Source organism: Isoptericola sp. b408, from assembly GCF_030588085.1.
Classification (GTDB): Bacteria; Actinomycetota; Actinomycetes; order Actinomycetales; family Cellulomonadaceae; genus Isoptericola; species Isoptericola sediminis.
In genome coordinates, this window is record NZ_JAUQYQ010000001.1 from 1,182,964 (window position 1) to 1,204,209 (window position 21,246).

A 21,246-nucleotide genomic window follows, 5' to 3' on the forward strand; every position below is an offset into this window, starting at 1 on the left:
TCGGCCGTGCGAGAGGGGACTCCCATGGCCGCAGGACCTGCCCGGCGCGAGCGACGCACGGCGGCACGACGATGGACCACGGCCACCGCGATGGCGGCCTCGGCCGCCCTGGTGGTGACCCTCACCGCGGCACCCGGCGTCGCGGAGCCCCTCGCGGACCCCGCCGTCGGGACGCTCGACGACGTCCCCGGCACGTCGCCGGACGACCTCGGGGGCGTCGACCTCGCCGAGCTGGACTACGGGGACCCGACCGAGGCGCTGTCCCTCGTCGAGCCGCCCGACCCCACGAGCGCCGGCGCCGCGCAGATGTCCTACCCGGTGCTCGTGCCGCCCGGCCGCGCCGGCGTCGAGCCGGACCTCGACCTGACCTACGACTCCTCGGGCGGCAACGGCTGGCTCGGCCTCGGCTGGGACCTCGACGCCGGGGCGATCGCGGTCGACCCGACCTACGGCGCACCCCGGTTCGCCGCCGACGTCGAGACCGAGACCTACGCGCTGGACGGCGCACGGCTGTTCCCGCACTCCATCCGGGACGGCGGCGACTACGGGGCGCGCGAGGCCGGGCCGCGCACCGACTTCGTGCGGCAGGTCGAGACCGAGTACGAGCGCATCGTCCGGCACGGGGACACCCCCGGCGCCTACTGGTGGCAGGTCACCGACAAGGACGGCAACGACCGCTGGTACGGCGGCGACCCGGACGGCCAGGGACAGGTGCTGACCACCGCGGCCGGGAACGCCTTCCACTGGCCGCTGACCTACGTCGAGGACATCTCCGGCAACGTCATGCGGTTCGAGTACGACACCGCCACCGGCGTCGGCTACGGCAGCTCCTCGAGCGGCCCCGGTCTCGAGATGTACCTGCGGGAGATCACCTACACCGGGTTCGACGTCGAGCCGGACTCCGAGGGCGTCGTCGACGACCCGCCGTACAGCGTCTACTTCCTGCGCGACGGCGACGTCGGCGGCACCACCGTCGCCTCCGGCGGCTCCGTGGACGCCCGGCCCGACCCGCTGGTGGACGCCTCCGGAGGCGCCCCCGTGGTCACCGCGGACCTGCTGCGCGAGATCCAGGTGCGCTACCACGCCCCCGGTGCACGCACCGACGACGGCCCGGGCGAGATCGACGCGGGCAACCTCGGCGAGCTGCTCGGCGGGTACGCGCTGGAGTACAAGACCGGTCCCTTCGACAAGAGCCTGGTCAAGCGTGTCGGCCAGTTCGGCGGTGACGGTGTCGTCGAGGCGTGGCACCGCATGAAGTGGTTCGACGACGTCCCGCGCGACGGGGACGCGTTCGACCTGTTCGGGGACCCGGTCCGCTGGGACACCGACACCGACTCCTCGGTGAGCACGGGGTCGAACGTGTCGGCCTCCAGCGCGCTGGCCACCTCGTTCCGCGGCGGTGCCGAGGGCGGCTCGTACATCGGGTTCAACCCGGTCGCACCCAGCAAGATCGGCTCGTTCGGCGGTTCCTTCAACCTCTCGGGCGGCAACAGCGAGGACGTCACCACGTTCATGGACATGGACGGCGACAGCCTGCCGGATCGTGTCTGGGTCGAGAACGGCGCGGTGAAGTACGCCCGCAACCTGTCGCGCCCCGGTGACGACCTGTCCGGTCACGCCGACCGGTTCGGTGCGCCGATGACGATCGACGAGGCCAAGATCGGTACCGGCACCGACTTCGGCGTCGACCTGCACGCCGAGTTCTACCCCGTGGCCTCGATCCAGGTCGGCGGCTCGTTCGGGTTCGACTGGGCGGACCGGTACTTCTCGGACGTCAACGCCGACGGCCGTCCCGACCTCATCAAGAAGGGGTCGAGCGGCTGGCAGGTGTTCTTCAGCGTCTACGACGAGTCGGACGGCTCCATCGAGTTCGTGGCCTCCTCCGCCGGCACCGCGGTGCCGATGGGCAGCTTCTCCTCGGAGCTCGCCAGTGCCGAGCCGGAGGGGGTCGACGAGCTCCTCGAGGCCTCTGCGCCGCGCTACGACACCGTGCGGCGGTGGGTCGCGCCCTACGACGGCGTCGTCGACGTCACCGGGACCGCGACCCTGGCCGACGCTGGCAACTACGACGGCGACGGCGTGCGGGTCATGATCGAGACCCTGGACACCACGCCGAAGCGCCCGCTCGACGAGACGCTGACCGGCGCGAGCCCGAGCGTCGACCACGCCGTCTCCGTGTCCGTGGACGCCGGTGACGAGATCTTCTTCCGCACCCACGTCATCGACAACGGCACCGACGACCTCGTCGAGTGGGCACCGGCGGTCACGTACTCGTCCGTCGGGTCGGGCGTGCCGACGAGCGACCCGCTACCGGACGCCCAGGGACGCGACGTCCTCTCCTACGACGCCGCCGAGGACTTCACGACGTTCGGGCGGGACGGCGGCCGCACCCTGCTGCCGAACCCCGGGGAGGCGACCCTGACGGTCACCCTCGAGCGCACCGGCCTGCTGACCGACGACGTCGAGGTCGTCGCGAGCCACGGGCTCAACGCCGGCTCGACCGAGGGCACCTCGTCGGTCGTCACCCTCACCCCCGACGGAGGTGCCGAGGGGCTGCTGGGCGCCGGCCCGGCCCCCGGTGACGAACCCGAGGCACCACCCGGGGAGGACCCCATCGAGGTCGCCCCGACGTCGGTGGAGCTGACCTACACGTTCGACGTCTCCGAGGTCGGTCAGGTGGCCGAGCCCGCCGGTTGCTTCGACGACGGCGACGCCGAGGACTGCGACAGCGTCGTGGACAACCCCGACTGGCTCGCGCTGGAGGTCGCCTCGGACTCCCCGGTCGACCCGCGGTCGCTCGCGCTGGACGTCCAGCTCGAGCTCGCCGACCCGGTCGCCGAGTCCGGTCCGAACGGCGAGGCCACGCCGGACGACCTGCCGGCCGACGCCGTGCTGCCGTCGTCCACCGGGCCCGTCGTCATCCCGTCGGTGCGGGTCTTCTCCGTCTCCGACGAGGTGACGGGGCCGTACCTGCCCTGGTCGCCGGACGCGGCCGGGACCTTCACCCTCGACGTCGACGTCGTGGCGGACCGGATCTGGGACTACCTCGAGGTGGAACCCGACGACGAGGGCTGGGCGTCCTCGCCCGCCGTGGTGACGGTCAAGAGCGAGGACGAGCACGGCATCGTCGGCGTGGTGGCCAAGTCCGACGGGTTCACCGTCGAGCACAACCACGACGACGGGCCGTTCGTGCTGCCGTCCGAGTACCGGGTCGAGGGGGAGACGACCCTGGACTTCGACGCCGAGCCCGGCCAGGACTACTGGGTCGAGGTCTCCCTGCACGACGCCCCGATGGCGGCCCACGTGCTGGAGAACGGCAGCCTGACGGTCGTGGCGACGTCGGACGACGACGAGGACGACAAGGGCGCGGGCGACCTCACCGCCCGGCTCGTGGCCCCCGACGTCCAGTCGGTCTTCGCCTCCGGCAACCGCGGGTGGACCGCCGCCGGCTACGACGCCGACCACCCCGACATCCCCCGCGACGACCCCGACGAGCCGCGCGGCGACGCCCTGCTGCAGCGCGACCACTTCGAGCTGGAGCCGGAGGGCGTCGACGACTTCGACGAGGACACCGAGATCCCGGACGCCCCGGACGCGACCGAGGTCGCCGGCGAGCCCGGCGACCTGGGGTCGTCGGCCGACAAGGTGGCGGACTCGTTCGACAAGGCCCTGCCCTACTTCCCGCTGCCCGGTCCGGACGGCGGCGCCGCCGACCGCTGGCGTGCGGCGTCCGAGGAGGGGCTGTTCGTCACGGCCACCGGTATCCGCTCGACCCGTATCGGCGAGGAGATCGCCGTGGTCGACCCGGGCGGCACCTCCGGCGGCTCGACGAGCCCGGGCAGCAGCGACGACGCCCGCCCGGCACCCCGCGTGCTGACCATCGACGGGGACTTCAACGCCGCGCTCGGTCTCGGGCCGGCCAGCCTCAGCGGGGCCATCGGCGGCGGCCGGACGGTCACCGACTTCCAGGACCTCAACGGCGACGGCTTCCCCGACGTGCGCTCCGGCAGCGACGCCGACTACACCGGTCCGCGCGGCGGCAGCCTGGACAGCGGCAGCGAGGTCGAGAACACGATCTCGACGGCGGTCTCCGTCGGCGGCGGTCTCGGCGGGTCGCCCGTCTCCATCGAGGGCAGCGAGCAGACGAAGACCTCCGCCGGCAGCCCGACGGTCGGGGCCCAGAACGGGACGTCCAAGAACAAGACCCGGGGCATGAGCATCGGGCTGGGTTTCTCGATCCAGGGCCAGTGGACCAACCCGTTCGGCGACAACACCGACGGGCTCGACGGGGGCGTCGACGACCTCCTGCCCGACGGTGACAGCACCGGTCAGGGCGTCCAGGTCAGCGTCGACCTCGACGACGTCAACGGCGACGGCGTGACCGACCTCGTGGAGACCTGGTCCGAGAGCGGTGTGCAGGTGGCGCTCGGCACCGGCTACGGCTACGCCGACCCGGTGAAGTGGTCCGGCGGGGTGTTCGAGGCCTCCGAGAGCGTGTCGGGGGCGCTGTCCGGCGGCTTCCAGCTCAACGCCTACGAGTTCGGCGGTGGCGTCGGGGGTGCCGAGGGCGGGACCCTGTCCGAGGCCTCCTGGATCGACGTCGACGGCGACGGGGTGCTGGACCGCATGGTCTACGCCGACGGCAACGAGAGCGCGCCGAAGACCGTCTTCGGCGCGGCGGACGGCAACGGCCGCACCGCGAAGGTGCTGGGCACGTACCCGTCGCCCGACTTCGGCGTCGGCGACCTGACCATCGACAACCGGGCCGACCTGGCCCGCAGCACCTCGGTCAACGGCGGCTTCGACTTCACCGTCTCCGTCGGCCCGATCTGCCTGGTGGCCTGCTACGTCATCATCAACCCCGGCGTGCACGGTGGCTACGAGCGCTCGCGGACCGTCGTGGACATGACCGACATGGACGGCGACGGCTACCTCGACGTCGTGGAGAGCCTGACCGACGAGCACGTCGAGGTCCGGCTGAACCAGGCCGGCCGCACCAACATGCTCAAGGCGGTCGACAACCCGCTCGGCGGTGCTGTCCGGGTGGACTACGAGCGCACCGGCAACAGCATCGTCCAGCCGAACTCGCTGTGGGTCATGAGCGAGGTGGAGTACGACGACGGGCGCCCCGGCGACGGCACCGACGTCCAGCGCCGGGAGTTCTCCTACTCCGGCGACGCCTACGACCACCTGCACCGCACGATGCTCGGGTTCGACGCGGTCGAGCAGCGCGAGTACGACGTCGACGCCGACCCGGCCGACGGCCCGTCCTACGACCCGGGTCTGCAGCGCATCACCCGCTGGACGTACCGCAACGACACCCCGTTCGACGACGGGCTGGCCGAACGTGTCGACCTGCTCGCACCGGGTGACACCGAGGGCGACGACCGGCTGCTGGAACGGACCGACACCACGTGGGAGCTGGCTCACGTCGTGGTCGGCGAGCCCGGTGCCGGCGAGCCCGCCAACGGCGACGAGTTCACCGGTGTCGTGCCCGACGTCGGGGACCCGGCCCGCACGGCGCTGTTCGACCTGGCCCTCGCCCCGCGGCTGACGTCCGAGACGTTCACGCGGTTCGACGCCGACGGCGACGGGCACGCCCGCACGACCGACTTCACCTACGACGGGCTGGGCAACACGCTCACCGCCGTCGACCACGCGGAGACCGGCACCACGGGTGACGACACCACGACCGTGACGACGTACCCGCCGTGCACCACGCCGCGCTACGGCGGCGACGACAGCTCGTGGGTGCAGGTGCCCGCCACCGTGGCGGTGCACGCCGGCACCGACGACTCGGGTGAGGTGCTGAAGTACCGTGACGGCAGCCTCGACCTGTGCGGCAACGCCGTGCCGATCCGGATCGTGGAGACGCAGGGCCAGGACGTCTGCGGCGACGACGTCGTCGCGGTGACCGAGATGGCGTTCGAGCCGTACGGCAACTACGACGCCGTGCGGTACCCGGCGAACGTGCTCACCGGCGAGACCGACTCCTCGGCCTGCGGCGGCACGCCGCCGGCGCTGCCCGAGGAGTCGGTGTTCGAGGGCTGCGTCCCCGCGGCAGACGCCCCGCAGGACGAGGTGGACGCCGCCACGCGCGCTGCGGAGGAGCAGCGCTACTGCGTGGACTACGTCTACGACGACCACCGCGTGACCGACATCGCCCAGGTGACGGACTCGCACGGGGTGACCTCGACCGCGACGTACGACTACACGGTCGGGCTGCCGGCGACGACGACGGATGCGAACGGCAACACCACCGAGTACTGCTACGACGCGCTCGGGCGCATCGCCGCGGTGGCCACGCCCCGCGAGTCCGGGGACTTCGCCTGCGACGGCAGCGGGTCGGGCCCGGCGACGGTGACCTACGCCTACGGCGGGTTCAACTCCGACGGGCACGCGTGGGCGGCCGCACGCCACCACGACGCCGTGCTCACGGACGGCACCCCGGCGGCCGACACCCTCGACACCGCGGCGTTCGTCGACGGCATGGCACGCGTCGTCCAGCGCAAGCGGGACGCGCAGGTCGTCGCGCTCGGCGACACGCCCGCGATGGTCGTCGAGGGCGCCGTCGACTTCGACGCCCTGGGGCGCGAGGTGCGCGAGTGGTACCCGGTCGTCGAGGAGGCCACGTATCCCGGGGGCGGCGACCTGCCGCCGGGCCTGACGACCTACAACACCCGGAACTCGTCCGGGGACCCGGCCGACACGCACGTGCCGGTGACGGACCCGACCCAGCGCCGGTACGACCTGCTCGACCGGCTCACCCGTGTGGTGCTGCCCGACGGCAGCGTCGAGCGGCGCGCCTACGACATCACCGAGCCGCCGCACCTGAGCCACCAGGTCGCGAGCGTCACCGTCACCGACCCGCTGGAGCGGGAGGTGCAGCGGTTCTCCGACGTGCGCGGCGCGGTGCTGGCCGTGGTGGAGAGCCCGGCGCCGACCGGCGGCACCACGGACGGGCTGCTGGACGCCCTGCCGGCCGCCGGGATCGGCGACGAGCGGATCGTGGAGTCCGCCCGGACCGGGACGACGCCGCTGCTGACCACGTACGCCTACGACCCGTTGGCCCGCCTGACGAAGGTGACCGACACGGCCGGCGCGGTGAGCCGCTACGGCTACGACATGCTGGACCTCGGCACGTCCGTCGAGACGCCCGACTCCGGGCTCCTGGAACGGGCCTGGACCCCGGCCGGGGACGTCGCGGAGACGGTCGACGAGGTGCGCCGGGCCGAGGGCACGTCGGTGGTCCACGCCTACGACTTCGACCGGCTGCGCAGCATCACCTACCCGGACGACACCGGCGACGTCGAGTACACCTACGGCGACGAGCTGGGGGCCGGGGCACCGGGCAACAGCGAGGGCCGGGTGGCCCGCGAGGCGACGCCGGCGGTGGCCCGCGAGTACGCCTACGACGTGGACGGCAACGTCTCCACCGAGGCGGTCACCCGCGGCGTCGACCCGTTCGGCATCGGCCAGGACGAGCCGCAGCCCACGTGGGCCACCCGGTGGCAGTACGACTCGCTGCAGCGCGTCGTGACGCTCACGTACCCGGGTGACGACGGCGGCACCGGCGAGGTGCTGCACCACGAGTACGACCTGGGCGGCCAGGTCTCCGGGCTGTGGTCCCTGGCGCCGCAGCACGACGCCTACACCGTCGAGGGCGACCCCGTACCGCGTCCGGACCGGGAGATCGTCTACGTCACCCACGCCGGCTACGACGAGTTCGGCGAGGTGCGCACCGTGACCACCGGCACGGGGGTCACCACGGAGAAGGACTACGACCCGGACCGCCGGTTCCTCACCGGGATCGCGACGGACGCCGCCGCGCAGGAGCAGTGGGACGGCACGACCTCGGTCGCCCGCGAGCTGCAGGAGCTGCGGTACTCCTACGACGTCGTCGGCAACGTCACCGACGTCGCCAACGCGCTCTACGACGGCGGGTCCGCCGGGTCGCTCGACGAGCTCGGCGACATCCCGGCGAACAACCTGCCCGGGCCCGCCCAGCAGGCCTACACCTACGACCAGCACTACCGGCTGGCCGGGGCCGAGGGGCGCTACGTCGACCGGCAGGAGGACCGCACCTACGAGTACACCGCGGACCGGACGCCGAACGGCAACCTCGTCGACGTCACGCAGGCGACCGCGACCGAGTCCACGACCGGCAAGGGCGGGGGCAAGGGTCCGGGGCGCTCGCAGCAGAAGACGAACTCGAAGAAGGGCGACGGCTCGTTGCCGGACTCCGGGTCGACGGACGAGCCGCAGTGCGACCCGTACAGCGGGTCGGGCGGCGGCTCGGACAACCAGGACCCCGAGTCGACGTACGCGTGGCTGGACCAGCAGTTCGACCCCGACCACCCGCACCAGGTGGTCCGGGCGGGCGGCCGCAGCTACGAGCACGACGTCAACGGCAACATGACCGGGTGGACCGAGCCCTGCGCGAGCTCGGACTCCTCCGAGCTGGACCGCCGCATGGAGTGGGACGCCGAGGACCGGCTGGTCGAGATCGGCGAGGACGGCAACGACACCTCCTACCGGTACGACGCCGACGGCAACCTGGTGCTCGAGCGAGGGCCGGGCGGCACGTACTTCTTCGTCAACGAGGCCTGGCGCCTGGAGAACGACGGTCACCGGTACGCCGAGATCTACCTCGGCACGACGAAGGTCGCCAGCCACCGCACGGCCCCGGCGCCGCAGCCTCCCGCGGGCTGCGACCCGCTGGTGGACGAGAACTGCGTGTGCGACCCCGAGACCCAGGCCTGCGCCTGCGACGTCGGGGCTGCCGACCCCGACGGCGACGGGCTGTGCCCGCCGGTCGAGGACCTGTACGTGCAGTTCTTCCACACCGACCTGCAGGGCAGCCTGCGAGTGGTGACCGACGAGGTCGGCAGCGTCTTCCAGTACCTGGAGTACCTGCCGTCCGGTCAGAAGTGGGTCGCCGGCCAGAGCCGGATCAAGGACACCCCGTACCTGTTCGCCGGCGGGTGGAACGACAGCACCTACAAGACGGTCAACTTCGGCGAGCGGTGGTACTCGTGGCGGGACCAGCGGTTCCTGTCCACCGAGCCGCTGCTCACCGAGGACCCCGACGCCGTCGTCGCGGACCCCGGCCTGCTCTCGGCGTACACCTACGCGGCGGCGAACCCGCTGCGGTACGTCGACTCCGACGGGCGGGCACCCGTCAGCGCCGGCCAGAACTTCGAGAAGAACAAGCAGGGGACGTTCACCGTCTCCGACACCACGCGGGCGAACCGGCCGTCGCCGGCCCGGTTCGGGCAGCTCCTGCTCAGCTACGACGCCGCGGGCCAGGCCCGCCAGCAGAAGTGGCAGGACGCCTCCGACAAGGTGGACAAGTTCTTCACCCTGCTGCGGTTCAAGGCCTCCGGCTCGCTGCGCAGCCCGTCGATCAAGCTCGAGGGCATCTCGCTGTGGGACATCGGCAAGAGCTCCGACTCCGCCGGTGCCCAGGCCGGGGGCGGTCAGCAGGGCGGGGCCGCGAACGGGCCCAACCCGGGCCCGGGCAACGCCGGGAACCAGGGCGGGGCCGGCGGTCCGGCGGCCGGCGGCGCGGCGCCGGGCGGCCAGGGCGGCCAGGGCGGCCAGGCGGCCCAGGGCGGAGGCGCCGGCGGCGGGGGCGTGCCCGCGGCCGCCAACCGCGGGCGGTCGGCGTCCTTCGACGCCGCGGGCGGCGGGGGTGCGCTCCCGCCGCCGGCGTCGGCCACCAGACCCCGGTCGGCGTCCTTCTGAGCCGCGGACGCGCGGTGTGGGTGTCCCACGGCAAGATGGGGGCGTGACCGACACCGACGCCACCCTCGACCCGTCCGCGCTCGACGAGGCCTCGGCCCAGCGTCGCTGGGCCGAGCTCGTCGCCCTCGTCGAGGAGGACCAGGCCGCCTACTACCAGCACGACGCGCCGAAGGTCTCCGACGCGGAGTACGACGCGCGCATGCACCAGCTGGAGGCGCTCGAGGCCGCCCACCCGGCGCTGCGCCGGCCGGACTCGCCGACCCAGCGCGTCGGCGGGCAGGCCTCGACCGCGTTCGCGAACGTCGACCACCTCGAGCCGATGCTGTCGCTCGACAACGTGTTCAGCACGGACGAGCTGCGCGCCTGGGACGCCCGGGTCGCCCGCGACCTCGACGTGCCCGGAGGCGCCGTCGGCTACCTGTCGGAGGTCAAGATCGACGGCCTGGCCATCGCGCTGCTGTACGAGCAGGGGCGCCTGGTCCGTGCCGCCACCCGCGGGGACGGCCGTACGGGCGAGGACATCACCGCCAACGCGCTGCGCATCGCGCAGATCCCGCACCGGCTCGACGGTGACGAGCACCCGGACGTCGTCGAGATCCGCGGGGAGGTGTTCATCCCGACGGCGTCCTTCGCGCGGCTCAACGAGCTGCAGGTCGAGCTGCGCGACCGGGCGGTCGCCGAGGCGCGGGAGCGTGCGGCCACCCGCGAGTTCGACGAGGAACGCGCCCGCGTGGCCGCGCTGCGCCGCTTCCCCCAGTTCGCGAACCCGCGCAACGCCGCCGCCGGCGGGCTGCGTCAGCTCCTGGACAAGAAGACCGGGCTCGAGCACGAGGCGGGGCTCGCCCGCATCGAGGCGTTGCGCCTGTACGCGCACGGTGTCGGCGCGCTCCAGTGGACGGAAGGGCAGCACGAGGAGCTGGCCAACCTCTCGGACGCCTACGACCTCTTCGCGCGGTGGGGCATCCCGATCTCGCCCCACAACCGGGTCGTGGAGGGCGTCGACGCGGTGCTCGAGATGATCGACCACTTCGGCGAGCACCGCCACGACATCGAGCACGAGCTGGACGGCATCGTGGTCAAGGTCGACGCCCTGGCCGACCAGCGCCTCCTGGGCGCCACCAGCCGCGCGCCGCGCTGGGCGACGGCCTACAAGTACCCGCCCGAGGAGGTGAACACGCGCCTCCTCGCGATCCAGGTCGGCGTCGGGCGGACCGGTCGCGCCACGCCGTACGCCGTCATGGAGCCCGTCCTGGTCGCCGGGTCCACGGTGCGCCAGGCCACCCTGCACAACCAGGACGTCGTGAAGGCCAAGGGCGTGCGCATCGGCGACATGGTCGTGCTGCGCAAGGCGGGCGACGTCATCCCCGAGATCCTCGGCCCGGTCACGGCGCTCGCCGACGACGGCTATCCCCGCGAGGACTTCGTGATGCCGGCGGACTGCCCCGAGTGCGGGACGCCGCTGCGGCCCATGAAGGAGGGTGACGTCGACCTCCGGTGCCCGAACGCCGAGTCCTGCCCCGCCCAGGTGCGGGGCCGTGTCGAGCACATCGGCTCCCGCGGCGGGCTCGACGTCGACGCGCTCGGCGAGGTGACCGCGGCCGCCCTGACGCAACCGCTCGAGCCGAAGGAGCCGCCACTGCGCACCGAGGCACGGCTGTTCGACCTGACGCTCGACGAGCTGGCGCCGATCCGCGCCGTGGTGCGGGACTCCGAGACCGGCCTGCCGAAGGAGTGGGACGGGCGCGGGGAGTCGGCCGAGTTCGAGATGCCGGACGGCTCGGTCCAGACGGTCAAGGCGGTGCGCCCGTTCCAGAAGAAGCGCAAGCTGTCCAAGGCCGACGAACGAGCAGCCGTCGAGGCGGGGGAGTCGTTGTACGAGCCCAACGCCCAGGCCACCAAGCTCCTCGACGAGCTCGACAGGGCGAAGGTCAAGGACCTGTGGCGGATCCTGGTCTCGCTCAACATCCGGCACGTCGGCCCGGTCGCGGCCCGCGCGCTCGCGGACTGGTTCGGGTCGCTCGAGGCGATCCGTGCGGCGTCCCGTGACGAGCTCGCCGCCGTGGAGGGTGTCGGCCCGGTCATCGCGGACGAGGTCCAGGCCTGGTTCGAGGTCGACTGGCACCGGGAGATCGTCGAGACCTGGGCCCGCGCGGGCGTCCGCTTCGAGACCCCGGGACACCCCGGCCCGGCGGTGATGGCGGAGAAGGCCGCCGAGGGGCCGACGGGACCGCTCGCCGGGCTGACCGTCGTCGTCACGGGGTCGCTGGAGAACTACTCGCGGGACGGCGCGAAGGAGGCCGTCGTCGCGGCGGGCGGCAAGGCCGCCGGGTCCGTGTCGAAGAACACCGACTACGTCGTGGCGGGGGAGAAGGCCGGTTCCAAGGCCACCAAGGCCGAGCAGCTCGGGGTCCCGATCCTCGACGAGGCGCAGTTCACGGTGCTGCTCGACGGCGGCCCGGAGGCGCTCGGCGCCTGAGAGACGAGGTCCGGACGTCGCGGGCCGGTCAGCGCGGGCTGCGCGCGGCCCAGAGCAGGCCGCGCGAGATGACCTCGTGAATCGTCGGTTCCTGGACGTCCGCCACGGTGTGACCGACGGAGCAGGCGAAGACCCTGCCCCGTCCCCAGGAGCGGGTCCACGCCACCGGAACCGTGACGTCCTCGTGCCACGGGGTGCCGGGGCGGGACGTGTGCGTGGTCGTCATCAGCACGTCGCACGCCGTGTCGTGCTGCACCCAGTACTGCTCGGTGGTCAGCCGCGTGCGGGCGGGCAGGCCGGCGACCACCGGGTGGTCGGCACGGTCGGGGTGGACGGCGATCTCGTGGTCGACCACGTCGTCGGGGTGGGCGACGAACTGGCCGCCGACCAGGTGCTGGAAGTCGGTGGCGCCGCGGAACGCGTCCAGGAGGCCGCCGTGCCAGCCGGCGAGGCCGGTGCCGTTCTCGACGGCGACGCGGAGGCCGTGCATCTCCTCGACGAGGATGTCGCCCATCGTCCACGACTGGACGATCAGGTCGCTGCCGGCCATGACACCCTCGTCGGCGTAGACCTCCAGCGACTCCTCGACGGTGACCTCGAAGCCGGCGTCCTTGAGGACCGGGATGAAGATCTCGGTCGTCCCGACGGGGTCGTGGCCGTCCCACCCGCCCCGGACGACCAGGGCGTTGCGCGTGCTCACGCCTCCTCCTGGGCGATGAGCGCGTCGACGGACGGCGCCGCGAGGTACTGCTCGGTGACGAGGAACGCGGCCCCGACGACGCCGGCCTGGGCACCGGCACCGGTGGTGGCGATCCGGAGGTGCTGCGTCGCCAGCGGCAGCGAGCGCTGGTAGACGATCTCGCGGATCCCGGCCATGAGGTGCTCGCCGGCGTCGGACAGGATGCCGCCGATGACGATGCGGGCGGGGTTGAGCAGGCTCACCGAGGCGGCCAGCACGCTGCCGATGTCGCGGCCCGCCTGGCGCACGGCCTGCCCGGCCGCGACGTCGCCGGCGCGGACGAGGTCGACGACGTCACGGGTGGTGCTGACGTCGGCGCCGCGTGCCCGCAGGTCGGCGACGATGGCGGCGCCGCCCGCGACGGCCTCGAGACATCCGGTGTTGCCGCAGCGGCACGGGATGTCCGAGGCGCGCGGCACCGTGATGTGGCCGAGGTCGCCCGCCGCACCCTGGGCGCCGCGCCGCAGCTCGCCGTCCATGATGACGCCGGCACCGATACCGGTCGCCACCTTGACGAACAGCAGGTCGTCGACCTCGGAGCACAGGGTCCGGTGCTCGCCCAGGGCCATGATGTTGACGTCGTTGTCCACCTGGACCGGGGCGCCGAGGCGCGCGTGGAGCTCGGTGGGGACGTCCGTGCCGTCCCAGCCGGGCATGATCGGCGGGTTCACGGGCCGTCCCGTGGTGTGGTCGACGGGGCCGGGGAGGCCGATGCCGACCCCGGCGAGCTCGTCGAGACGCCTCCCGGCCTGGGCGACGACCTTGGACCCCGTCTCGGCGACCCAGTCCAGGACGTGCCCGGGCCCGTCGGCGATGGAGACCGGTTCCTCGAGGACGCCGATCGGTTCTCCGGCGAGGTCGGTGACCGCGAGTCGTGCGTGCGTGGCGCCGAGGTCGACGCCGAGGACGATCCGCGACGTCGGGTCGAAGGCGAAGGTCGACGGCGGCCGGCCACCCGTGCTCGTCGCCTCGCCGGCGGGGGCGAGCAACCCGATCGCACGCAGCGCGTCGATGCGTCCGGCCACGGTGGAGCGCGACTGCCCGGTGGCGGCGACCAGCGACGCACGGGTGCGCGGTCGACCGTCCCGGAACAGCTGAAACATCGCTCCGGCTCCCGTGGGACGCGGGGGAAACTTCGCCAGCCCTTCCATGAGCACAGTGAACCACGCCTTCATTCCCCATCGCATGTGTCGACGGAGTTCGCATCACAGCGAGGTAACGATCCGAAAGTCTCGGAACTTATGATTGACGACGAGCAGAAGTCTCTCTAGAGTCGTCGCATGGTCACCGAAGACCCCGCAGCGCCGCTGCTGCAGATGCAAGGGATCGTCAAGCACTTCCCGGGTGCCAAGGCGCTCGACGGTGTGGACCTCGACGTCCTCCCCGGCGAGGTCCACTGCCTGCTCGGCCAGAACGGCGCCGGGAAGTCCACGCTCATCAAGGTCCTGGCCGGGGCCCACCAGCCCACGGCCGGCACCATCCTGCTCGACGGCGAGAAGATCGCCATCCCGCACCCCGACGCCGCGCTCGAGCACGGCGTGGCGACGATGTACCAGGAGCTGGACGTGGTCGACGGCCTGACCGTCGCCGAGAACATCTACCTGGGGCACGAGCTCGCCTCCGCCGGTTTCACGCGTCGCCGCTCGGCGGCGCAGCGGACCCGGCAGCTCATGGACCGCCTGGGGCACCCGGAGATCTCACCGCACCAGGAGGTCGGGGAGCTGCCGGCCGCCGGCAAGCAGATCGTCTCGATGGCCCGGGCGCTCTCGCGGGACGCACGCGTCATCGTCATGGACGAGCCGTCGGCCGTCCTGGACTCCGGCGAGGTCGACAACCTCTTCCGGGTCGTCGACGAGCTGACCCGCCAGGGCATCGCCATCATCTACATCTCGCACCGTCTGGAGGAGATCCGGCGGATCGGCGACCGCATCACCGTCCTCAAGGACGGCCGCACCGTCGGTCGGAACCTGGACGTGTCGACCACGCCGACCGACGAGCTCATCAAGCTCATGACCGGCCGGGAGATGGAGTACGCGTTCCCCGACCGGCCCGGCGTGCCCGAGGAGGCGCCGGTCCGGCTCGAGGTCACCGACCTGGCCCTCGCCGGGGTCTTCTCCGACGTCTCCCTGTCGATCCGTGCCGGGGAGATCGTCGGCCTGGCCGGCCTCGTCGGCTCGGGGCGGTCCGAGATCCTCGAGACCATCTACGGCGCACGTCGGGCGACGGGCGGGAAGATCACGCTCGACGGGAAGAGGCTGCACCGCGGTTCGGTGTCCGGGGCGGTCGCCGCCGGCATCGGGCTCGCTCCCGAGGAGCGCAAGAGCCAGGGTCTCGTGCTCGACGAGCCGGTCTACCGGAACATCACCCTGTCGACGTTCGCGGGCATGGCACGCGGCGGCTGGCTCGACGAACGTGCCGAGAAGAAGGCCGCCCAGGAGCAGGCCACGGCGCTCGACCTGCGTCCGCCGGACGTCGACCGGGCGATCCGCACCCTGTCGGGCGGCAACCAGCAGAAGGCGATGCTCGCCCGCTGGCTGGTGCACGGCGTCGAGGTCCTTCTCCTCGACGAGCCGACCCGGGGCGTCGACGTCGGCGCGCGGTCGGAGATCTACTCCCTGATCCGCCGCCTCGCCGACGCCGGGACCGCCGTGCTCGTCGTCTCCAGCGAGATCCCCGAAGTCCTGGGCCTGGCCGACCGCGTCCTCGTGATCTCCGAGGGCCAGGTCGTGCACTCAGGGCCCGCCGAGTCGATCGACGAGCACCAGGTGCTCGACATGGTCATGGAAGGAAGTGTCGCGTGAGCGAGCAGAAGGTGTCGTCACGTCCGACGACAGAAGCATCGAGCGCACGAGCAGGCGGCCGCCGGGCCCTCTCGGGGACCGTCGTCCGCAACCTGGGGCTGGTCGCCGCGCTCCTCCTGCTGTGCCTCGTCGGGTTCCTGACGGGCGGCGAACGGTTCGCGAGCCTGACGAACCTGACGATCATCCTCAGCCTGGCGTCCGTGACGGGGGTGATGGCCATCGGCATGACCTTCGTCATCACCACGGGCGGCATCGACCTGTCGGTCGGTTCCGTGCTCGGCCTGACGACGGTGTGGGCCACGACGCTGGCGACGCAGGACCTGGCCGGCCAGTACGGCTGGATCGTCATGGTCGGCTGTGCGCTCCTCGTCGGGCTCGGAGCCGGGCTGGTCAACGGCGTGATCATCGCCTACGGGAACGTCGTCGCGTTCATCGCGACGCTCGCCATGCTCGTCGCGGCCCGCGGGCTCGCCGAGCTCATCGCGAACCGTCGTACCCAGCTCGTCCAGACGTCGTCGTTCGAGAACACCTTCGAGGGCAACCTCCTGGGCGTGCCGAAGATCGTGTGGATCTTCGCGCTCGTCGTCGTCGCCGGCTGGTTCCTGCTCAACCGCACGACGTTCGGTCGCCGCACCGTCGCGGTCGGCGGCAACCCGGAGGCGGCGCGCCTGGCCGGCATCAAGGTCAAGCGTCACCTCATGTACGTCTACGGGCTCTCCGGTCTCACCGTCGGCATCGCCGGCACGATGATGCTCGCCCGGACCGGGGCCGGCTCGTCGACCAACGGCCTGCTCTACGAGCTCGACGTGATCGCCGCGGTCGTCGTCGGCGGCACGCTCCTGGCCGGGGGACGCGGCACGATCATCGGCACCGTCATCGGCGTCCTCATCTTCGCGACGCTCTCGAACGTCTTCATCATCAACAACCTCGACAGCTCGGTGCAGCAGATCGCCAAGGGCGCGATCATCGTCGGCGCCGTGCTGCTGCAGCAGCGGATCTCGGCACCCTCGAGATCGAGCTGACCCCACCCCCGCACACACCACCACACCCACCCAGCACGATCCGGACCGAATCGAGGAAGATCCCATGTCCGTACGTATGAACCGCCGCCAGCGCATGCTCGGCATCCCCGCTGCCCTCGCCGCCTCGGCGCTCCTGCTGACCGGCTGCGTGAGCAACGAACCGGCCGAGGAGGAGAGCGAGGCGTCCTCCGAGGAGGGCGGCGGCTCCACGGCCGTCTCCGACAACGACGAGGCCGGCGAGGAGGTCGTCATCGGCTTCTCCGCCCCTGCCGCCGACCACGGCTGGATGGGCGCGATCACCTCGGCCGCCGAGGCCGAGGCCGAGAACTACGACGACGTCGACCTCCGTGTCGCCGAGGGCACGAACGACGTCAACGTGCAGATCAGCCAGATCGAAGGCTTCATCGCCGACGGTGTGGACGCCATCGTGCTCCTGCCGTTCGACGGCGCCGCGCTGACCGACGTCGCGATCGAGGCCATGGAGGCCGGGATCCCGGTCATCAACGTGGACCGCGAGTTCTCCGACCCGTTCGCCGCCCGCTCCACGGTGCTGGGCGACAACTACGGCATGGGCGTCTCGGCCGGCCAGTACATCTGCGAGCAGCTCGGCGACCAGCCGGACGCCGTCGTCGCCGAGATCCAGGGCATCGCCTCGCTGCCGCTGACCCAGGACCGCAGCCAGGGCTTCGAGGACGCGCTGTCCGAGTGCGGGCTGGACGTCGACAACCAGGTCGCGGCGGACTTCACCGTCCAGGGCGGCGAGTCGGTCACCTCGAGCCTGCTGCAGGCGGCCCCCGAGATCGACGCCATCTGGAACCACGACGACGACCAGGGTGTCGGCGTCCTCCAGGCGATCGAGAACGCCGGTCGTGACGAGTTCTTCGTCGTCGGCGGTGCGGGCTCGGCCAACATGATGCGCGAGATTCAGGAGGGCGACTCCGTCGTCCAGGCGACCGTCATCTACCCGGCGACCCAGGCCGCCGACGGCATCAAGCTGGCCCGCCTGGTGGCGCACGAGAAGGACATGAGCGACCTCGCCTCGTCGAGCGTGCCGCGCACCGTCCAGCTCTTCGCCCCGGTCGTGACGGCGGACAACGTCGACCAGTACCTGCCCAACGCGTTCGAGTCCTGACCGGACCGCACCCCGACGGTGGCGGGGCCTGCGGGCCCCGCCACCGCGGCTCGTCCGCCCGCATGGGCGCCCGGGCCGCACGAGGAATGAAAGGACACTCCAATGGCTGCAGCAGACGGCGCCCGCCTGGGCGTCGGCATGGTCGGCTACTCGTTCATGGGTGCGGCGCACTCCCACGCCTGGCGCACCGCTCCCCGCTTCTTCGACCTGCCGCTGCGCACCGAGATGACGGCGGTCGCCGGACGGAACCGCGAGAAGGTCACCGCGGCCGCGGACCGGCTCGGGTGGGGGTCCGCCGAGACCGACTGGCACCGGCTGCTCGAGCGGGACGACATCGATCTCGTCGACATCTGCACCCCCGGGAACACCCACGCCGAGATCGCCGTCGCGGCCCTCGACGCCGGCAAGCACGTGCTGTGCGAGAAGCCGCTGGCCAACTCCGTCGCCGAGGCGGAGCAGATGGTGGCCGCCGCGGACCGCGCCGCGCGCCGCGGGGTGCACGCGATGGTGGGGTTCACCTACCGGCGTGTCCCCGCCATCCAGCTCGCACGGCAGCTCGTCGTCGACGGGCGGATCGGCGAGATCCGCCACGTGCGTGCGCAGTACCTGCAGGACTGGCTCTCCGACGCCTCGACACCGCTGAACTGGCGGCTCGACAAGGACAAGGCGGGGTCCGGCGCGCTGGGCGACATCGGCGCCCACGTCGTCGACCTGACCCAGTTCATCACCGGCGAGCGGATCACGGGCGTGGCCGGGATGCTCGAGACCTTCGTGCCCGAGCGTCCCGTGGCCACCGAGTTCTCGGGGCTCTCCGGGACCGGCGGGACCGAGACGGGGCCGGTGACGGTCGACGACGCGGCCGTGTTCTTCGGCCGGATGTCCGGGGGCGCCATGGCGAGCTACGAGGCGACCCGGTACGCCGTCGGGCGCAAGAACGCGATCCGGATCGAGATCAACGGGTCCGCCGGGTCGCTGGCGTTCGACTTCGAGGACATGAACGTCCTGCACTTCTACGACGCGTCCGAACCGGCGGTGACGGCCGGGTTCCGACGGATCGTGGTGACCGAGGCCGAGCATCCCTTCGTCGCGGCCTGGTGGCCTCCGGGACACGGGCTCGGCTACGAGCACGCGTTCACCCATCAGGTCGTCGATCTGGTGGGAGCGCTCGCAGCCGGTCAGGCGCCCGCGCCGTCCTTCGCGGACGGTCTCGCCGTGCAACGGGTGCTCGATGCGGTGGAGCGGAGCGCGTCGGACAAGCACCGTTGGATCGAGCTGGCCTGAGAACGAGAGAGGAACGACCATGACACGACCGATCAGCCTGTTCACCGGGCAGTGGGCGGACCTGCCCCTGGAGGAGGTGGCCGGGCACGCCGCGAAGTGGGGGTACGACGGCCTGGAGCTGGCCTGCTGGGGTGACCACCTCGACGTCTCTCGCTGGGACGACGCCGACTACGTCCAGGGGCGCCAGGACCTGATGGCCCGGCACGGGCTGCAGATCGTGGCGATCTCGAACCATCTGACCGGCCAGGCGGTCTGCGACGACCCGATCGACCGGCGGCACCAGGAGATCCTGGCGCCGGAGATCTGGGGCGACGGCGACCCGGAGGGCGTCCGGCAGCGGGCGGCCGAGGCGATGAAGGACACCGCGCGCATGGCGGCGAAGCTCGGCGTGCGGACCGTCGTCGGCTTCACCGGGTCCTCCATCTGGAAGACCGTGGCGATGTTCCCGCCGGTCCCGGCCGACATGGTCGAGGCGGGGTACCAGGACTTCGCCGACCGCTGGAACCCGATCCTCGACGTCTTCGAGGAGGTCGGCGTCCGCTTCGCCCTCGAGGTCCACCCGAGCGAGATCGCCTACGACTACTGGACGACGCAGCGGACGCTCGAGGCGATCGGGCACCGGGAGTCCTTCGGCCTCAACTGGGACCCGAGCCACATGGTCTGGCAGGACGTCGACCCCGTGGGCTTCCTGTGGGACTTCCAGGACCGCATCTACCACGCGCACTGCAAGGACACGAAGAAGCGCCTGAACGGTCGCAACGGTCGGCTGTCGTCCCACCTGGCGTGGGCCGACCCGCGGCGGGGCTGGGACTTCATCTCCACCGGCCACGGCGACGTGCCGTGGGAGGACTCCTTCCGGATGCTCAACGCCATCGGGTACGACGGCCCGCTGTCGGTGGAGTGGGAGGACGCCGGCATGGACCGCCTCGTCGGGGCACCCGAGGGACTGGAGTTCGTGCGCCGGCTCGCGTTCGACCCGCCGGACGCAGCCTTCGACGCGGCCTTCTCCACGAAGGACTGAGGCCGACCCGCTCACTCCACGGGGGTGTGCAGCATGACCACGTCGTCGTGCTGCACACCCCCGACGTCATAGGTGCGGGCGCCGATCACGGCGAACCCGTGCTTGCGGTAGAAGGCCTGGGCGCGGGCGTTGTCACCGTTGGTCCCCAACCACAGCGGCCGGTGCGGTGCCAGGACGCCGGCGCCCTCGACGGCTCCGGTCATCAGGGTGCCGGCGGTGCCGTCACCCAGCCGGTCGGGGTGGACGTAGATCTTCGAGAGCTCGACGTACGGTCCCGCGCCGACGGTCGTCCGCAGCGCCTCGCGCTCGGCGACGCCCTCCGGCTCGCCCCGCAGCAGCAGCGCGTAGCCGACGAGTCCGCCGGCGTCGGCGACGAGGAGGGAGCAGTCGTCGGCCCTAATCCAGCTGCGGAAGGTCTCGGGCGTGAGCCGGTGCGCGATGTGGTGGGCCATGGTGACGGCCGAGGTCCCGGGCGGGCAGGCGAGGGGGAAGGTCAGGGCCCCGAGCCAGGCGACCTCGGCGGCCTCCTCCTCCCGGGCGGGACGGACGACGACGGGTGGTGCGCTCACGGTGCGAACCTAGCGCGAACGGCCTCGTTCCGCGGCTCAGCCCACCCTGCACGACCTGCGACGACGGTGTCGGCGGTCACTGTGCGCCGGGTCACCCCGCACGGGCTTGGACTCGCTGCCGGGGACGTGTAATGTTCTTTCACGTCAGCCCGACAGGGAACGGACACCGCGAGGTGGCCGCCGGGGTTGAAACTCTCCTCGAACGGACAGGGCGCTTCGTGCGCCCCTCGGACGAGGCAGGGGCCTGACCTCGAGCAGGTCGCTCACTGATTCGCAGCAGCGAGTTGGACAGGGCGGATCGGTTCGGGTAAGGTTGAAGGGTTGCCCCGGACGGGGTCGGGACGAAAGGTTCCGGTCCTGGATGGTGTGTGTCGGTTGTTTGAGAACTCAACAGTGTGCTTGATAGTCAATGCCAAATTTTGAACCTTCATTGGTTCCTTTGGATCGGACAACTAGTT

Annotated in this window: 10 protein-coding genes; 7 read left to right on the forward strand and 3 right to left on the reverse strand. The window is 71.9% G+C overall.

The window, feature by feature from the left end; genetic code table 11:
* Nucleotides 1-24: 24 nt before the first annotated feature.
* The gene (locus tag Q6347_RS05510; RefSeq protein ID WP_304606865.1) at nucleotides 25-9,747 is read left to right on the forward strand and encodes a SpvB/TcaC N-terminal domain-containing protein; all 9,723 of its coding nucleotides are present in this window, start codon (nucleotides 25-27) and stop codon (nucleotides 9,745-9,747) included.
* 43 nt (nucleotides 9,748-9,790) lie between these two features.
* Complete coding sequence (ligA, locus tag Q6347_RS05515) at nucleotides 9,791-12,223, forward strand: NAD-dependent DNA ligase LigA (RefSeq protein ID WP_304602354.1); 2,433 nt, start codon at nucleotides 9,791-9,793, stop codon at nucleotides 12,221-12,223.
* Between the two features lie 28 nt (nucleotides 12,224-12,251).
* Here the strand turns inward: ligA and Q6347_RS05520 are convergent, their stop codons facing one another.
* A complete protein-coding gene (locus Q6347_RS05520; RefSeq protein ID WP_304602353.1) occupies nucleotides 12,252-12,923 on the reverse strand; it encodes a ThuA domain-containing protein in 672 nt (223 codons plus the stop codon).
* Nucleotides 12,920-14,065: an ROK family protein gene (locus Q6347_RS05525; RefSeq protein WP_304602352.1), complete on the reverse strand. Its 1,146-nt coding sequence runs from the start codon at nucleotides 14,063-14,065 to the stop codon at nucleotides 12,920-12,922. The genes Q6347_RS05520 and Q6347_RS05525 overlap by 4 nt, the downstream gene beginning before the upstream one ends.
* A gap of 177 nt (nucleotides 14,066-14,242) precedes the next feature.
* Between Q6347_RS05525 and Q6347_RS05530 the strand changes: the two genes are divergently transcribed.
* From Q6347_RS05530 to Q6347_RS05550, 5 genes are all read left to right on the forward strand, one after another.
* Nucleotides 14,243-15,763, forward strand: coding sequence for a sugar ABC transporter ATP-binding protein (locus Q6347_RS05530; RefSeq protein ID WP_304606866.1), 1,521 nt, complete (start codon nucleotides 14,243-14,245; stop codon nucleotides 15,761-15,763).
* Nucleotides 15,760-16,785, forward strand: coding sequence for an ABC transporter permease (locus Q6347_RS05535; RefSeq protein WP_304602350.1), 1,026 nt, complete (start codon nucleotides 15,760-15,762; stop codon nucleotides 16,783-16,785). The genes Q6347_RS05530 and Q6347_RS05535 overlap by 4 nt, the downstream gene beginning before the upstream one ends.
* A gap of 64 nt (nucleotides 16,786-16,849) precedes the next feature.
* Nucleotides 16,850-17,917 carry a substrate-binding domain-containing protein gene (locus Q6347_RS05540; RefSeq protein ID WP_304606867.1) on the forward strand — a complete coding sequence of 356 codons (1,068 nt, stop codon included), beginning with the start codon at nucleotides 16,850-16,852 and terminating at the stop codon, nucleotides 17,915-17,917.
* Between the two features lie 102 nt (nucleotides 17,918-18,019).
* Complete coding sequence (locus Q6347_RS05545; protein ID WP_304602348.1) at nucleotides 18,020-19,198, forward strand: Gfo/Idh/MocA family protein; 1,179 nt, start codon at nucleotides 18,020-18,022, stop codon at nucleotides 19,196-19,198.
* A 19-nt stretch (nucleotides 19,199-19,217) separates the two neighbouring features.
* Nucleotides 19,218-20,219: a sugar phosphate isomerase/epimerase gene (locus Q6347_RS05550; RefSeq protein ID WP_171245565.1), complete on the forward strand. Its 1,002-nt coding sequence runs from the start codon at nucleotides 19,218-19,220 to the stop codon at nucleotides 20,217-20,219.
* A gap of 11 nt (nucleotides 20,220-20,230) precedes the next feature.
* On the opposite strand, the gene Q6347_RS05555 is transcribed toward Q6347_RS05550, so the two are convergent.
* Nucleotides 20,231-20,788 carry a GNAT family N-acetyltransferase gene (locus tag Q6347_RS05555; protein WP_304606868.1) on the reverse strand — a complete coding sequence of 186 codons (558 nt, stop codon included), beginning with the start codon at nucleotides 20,786-20,788 and terminating at the stop codon, nucleotides 20,231-20,233.
* Between the last annotated feature and the right edge of the window lie 458 nt (nucleotides 20,789-21,246).

Bases quoted from the DNA above. Each gene is read 5' to 3' on its own strand.
- Q6347_RS05510 (WP_304606865.1), top strand. From the start codon at position 25: ATGGCCGCAGGACCTGCCCGGCGCGAGCGACGCACGGCGGCACGACGA.
- Q6347_RS05525 (WP_304602352.1), bottom strand. From the start codon at position 14,065: ATGTTTCAGCTGTTCCGGGACGGTCGACCGCGCACCCGTGCGTCGCTG.
- Q6347_RS05530 (WP_304606866.1), top strand. From the start codon at position 14,243: ATGGTCACCGAAGACCCCGCAGCGCCGCTGCTGCAGATGCAAGGGATC.
- Q6347_RS05540 (WP_304606867.1), top strand. From the start codon at position 16,850: ATGTCCGTACGTATGAACCGCCGCCAGCGCATGCTCGGCATCCCCGCT.
- Q6347_RS05545 (WP_304602348.1), top strand. From the start codon at position 18,020: ATGGCTGCAGCAGACGGCGCCCGCCTGGGCGTCGGCATGGTCGGCTAC.
- Q6347_RS05550 (WP_171245565.1), top strand. From the start codon at position 19,218: ATGACACGACCGATCAGCCTGTTCACCGGGCAGTGGGCGGACCTGCCC.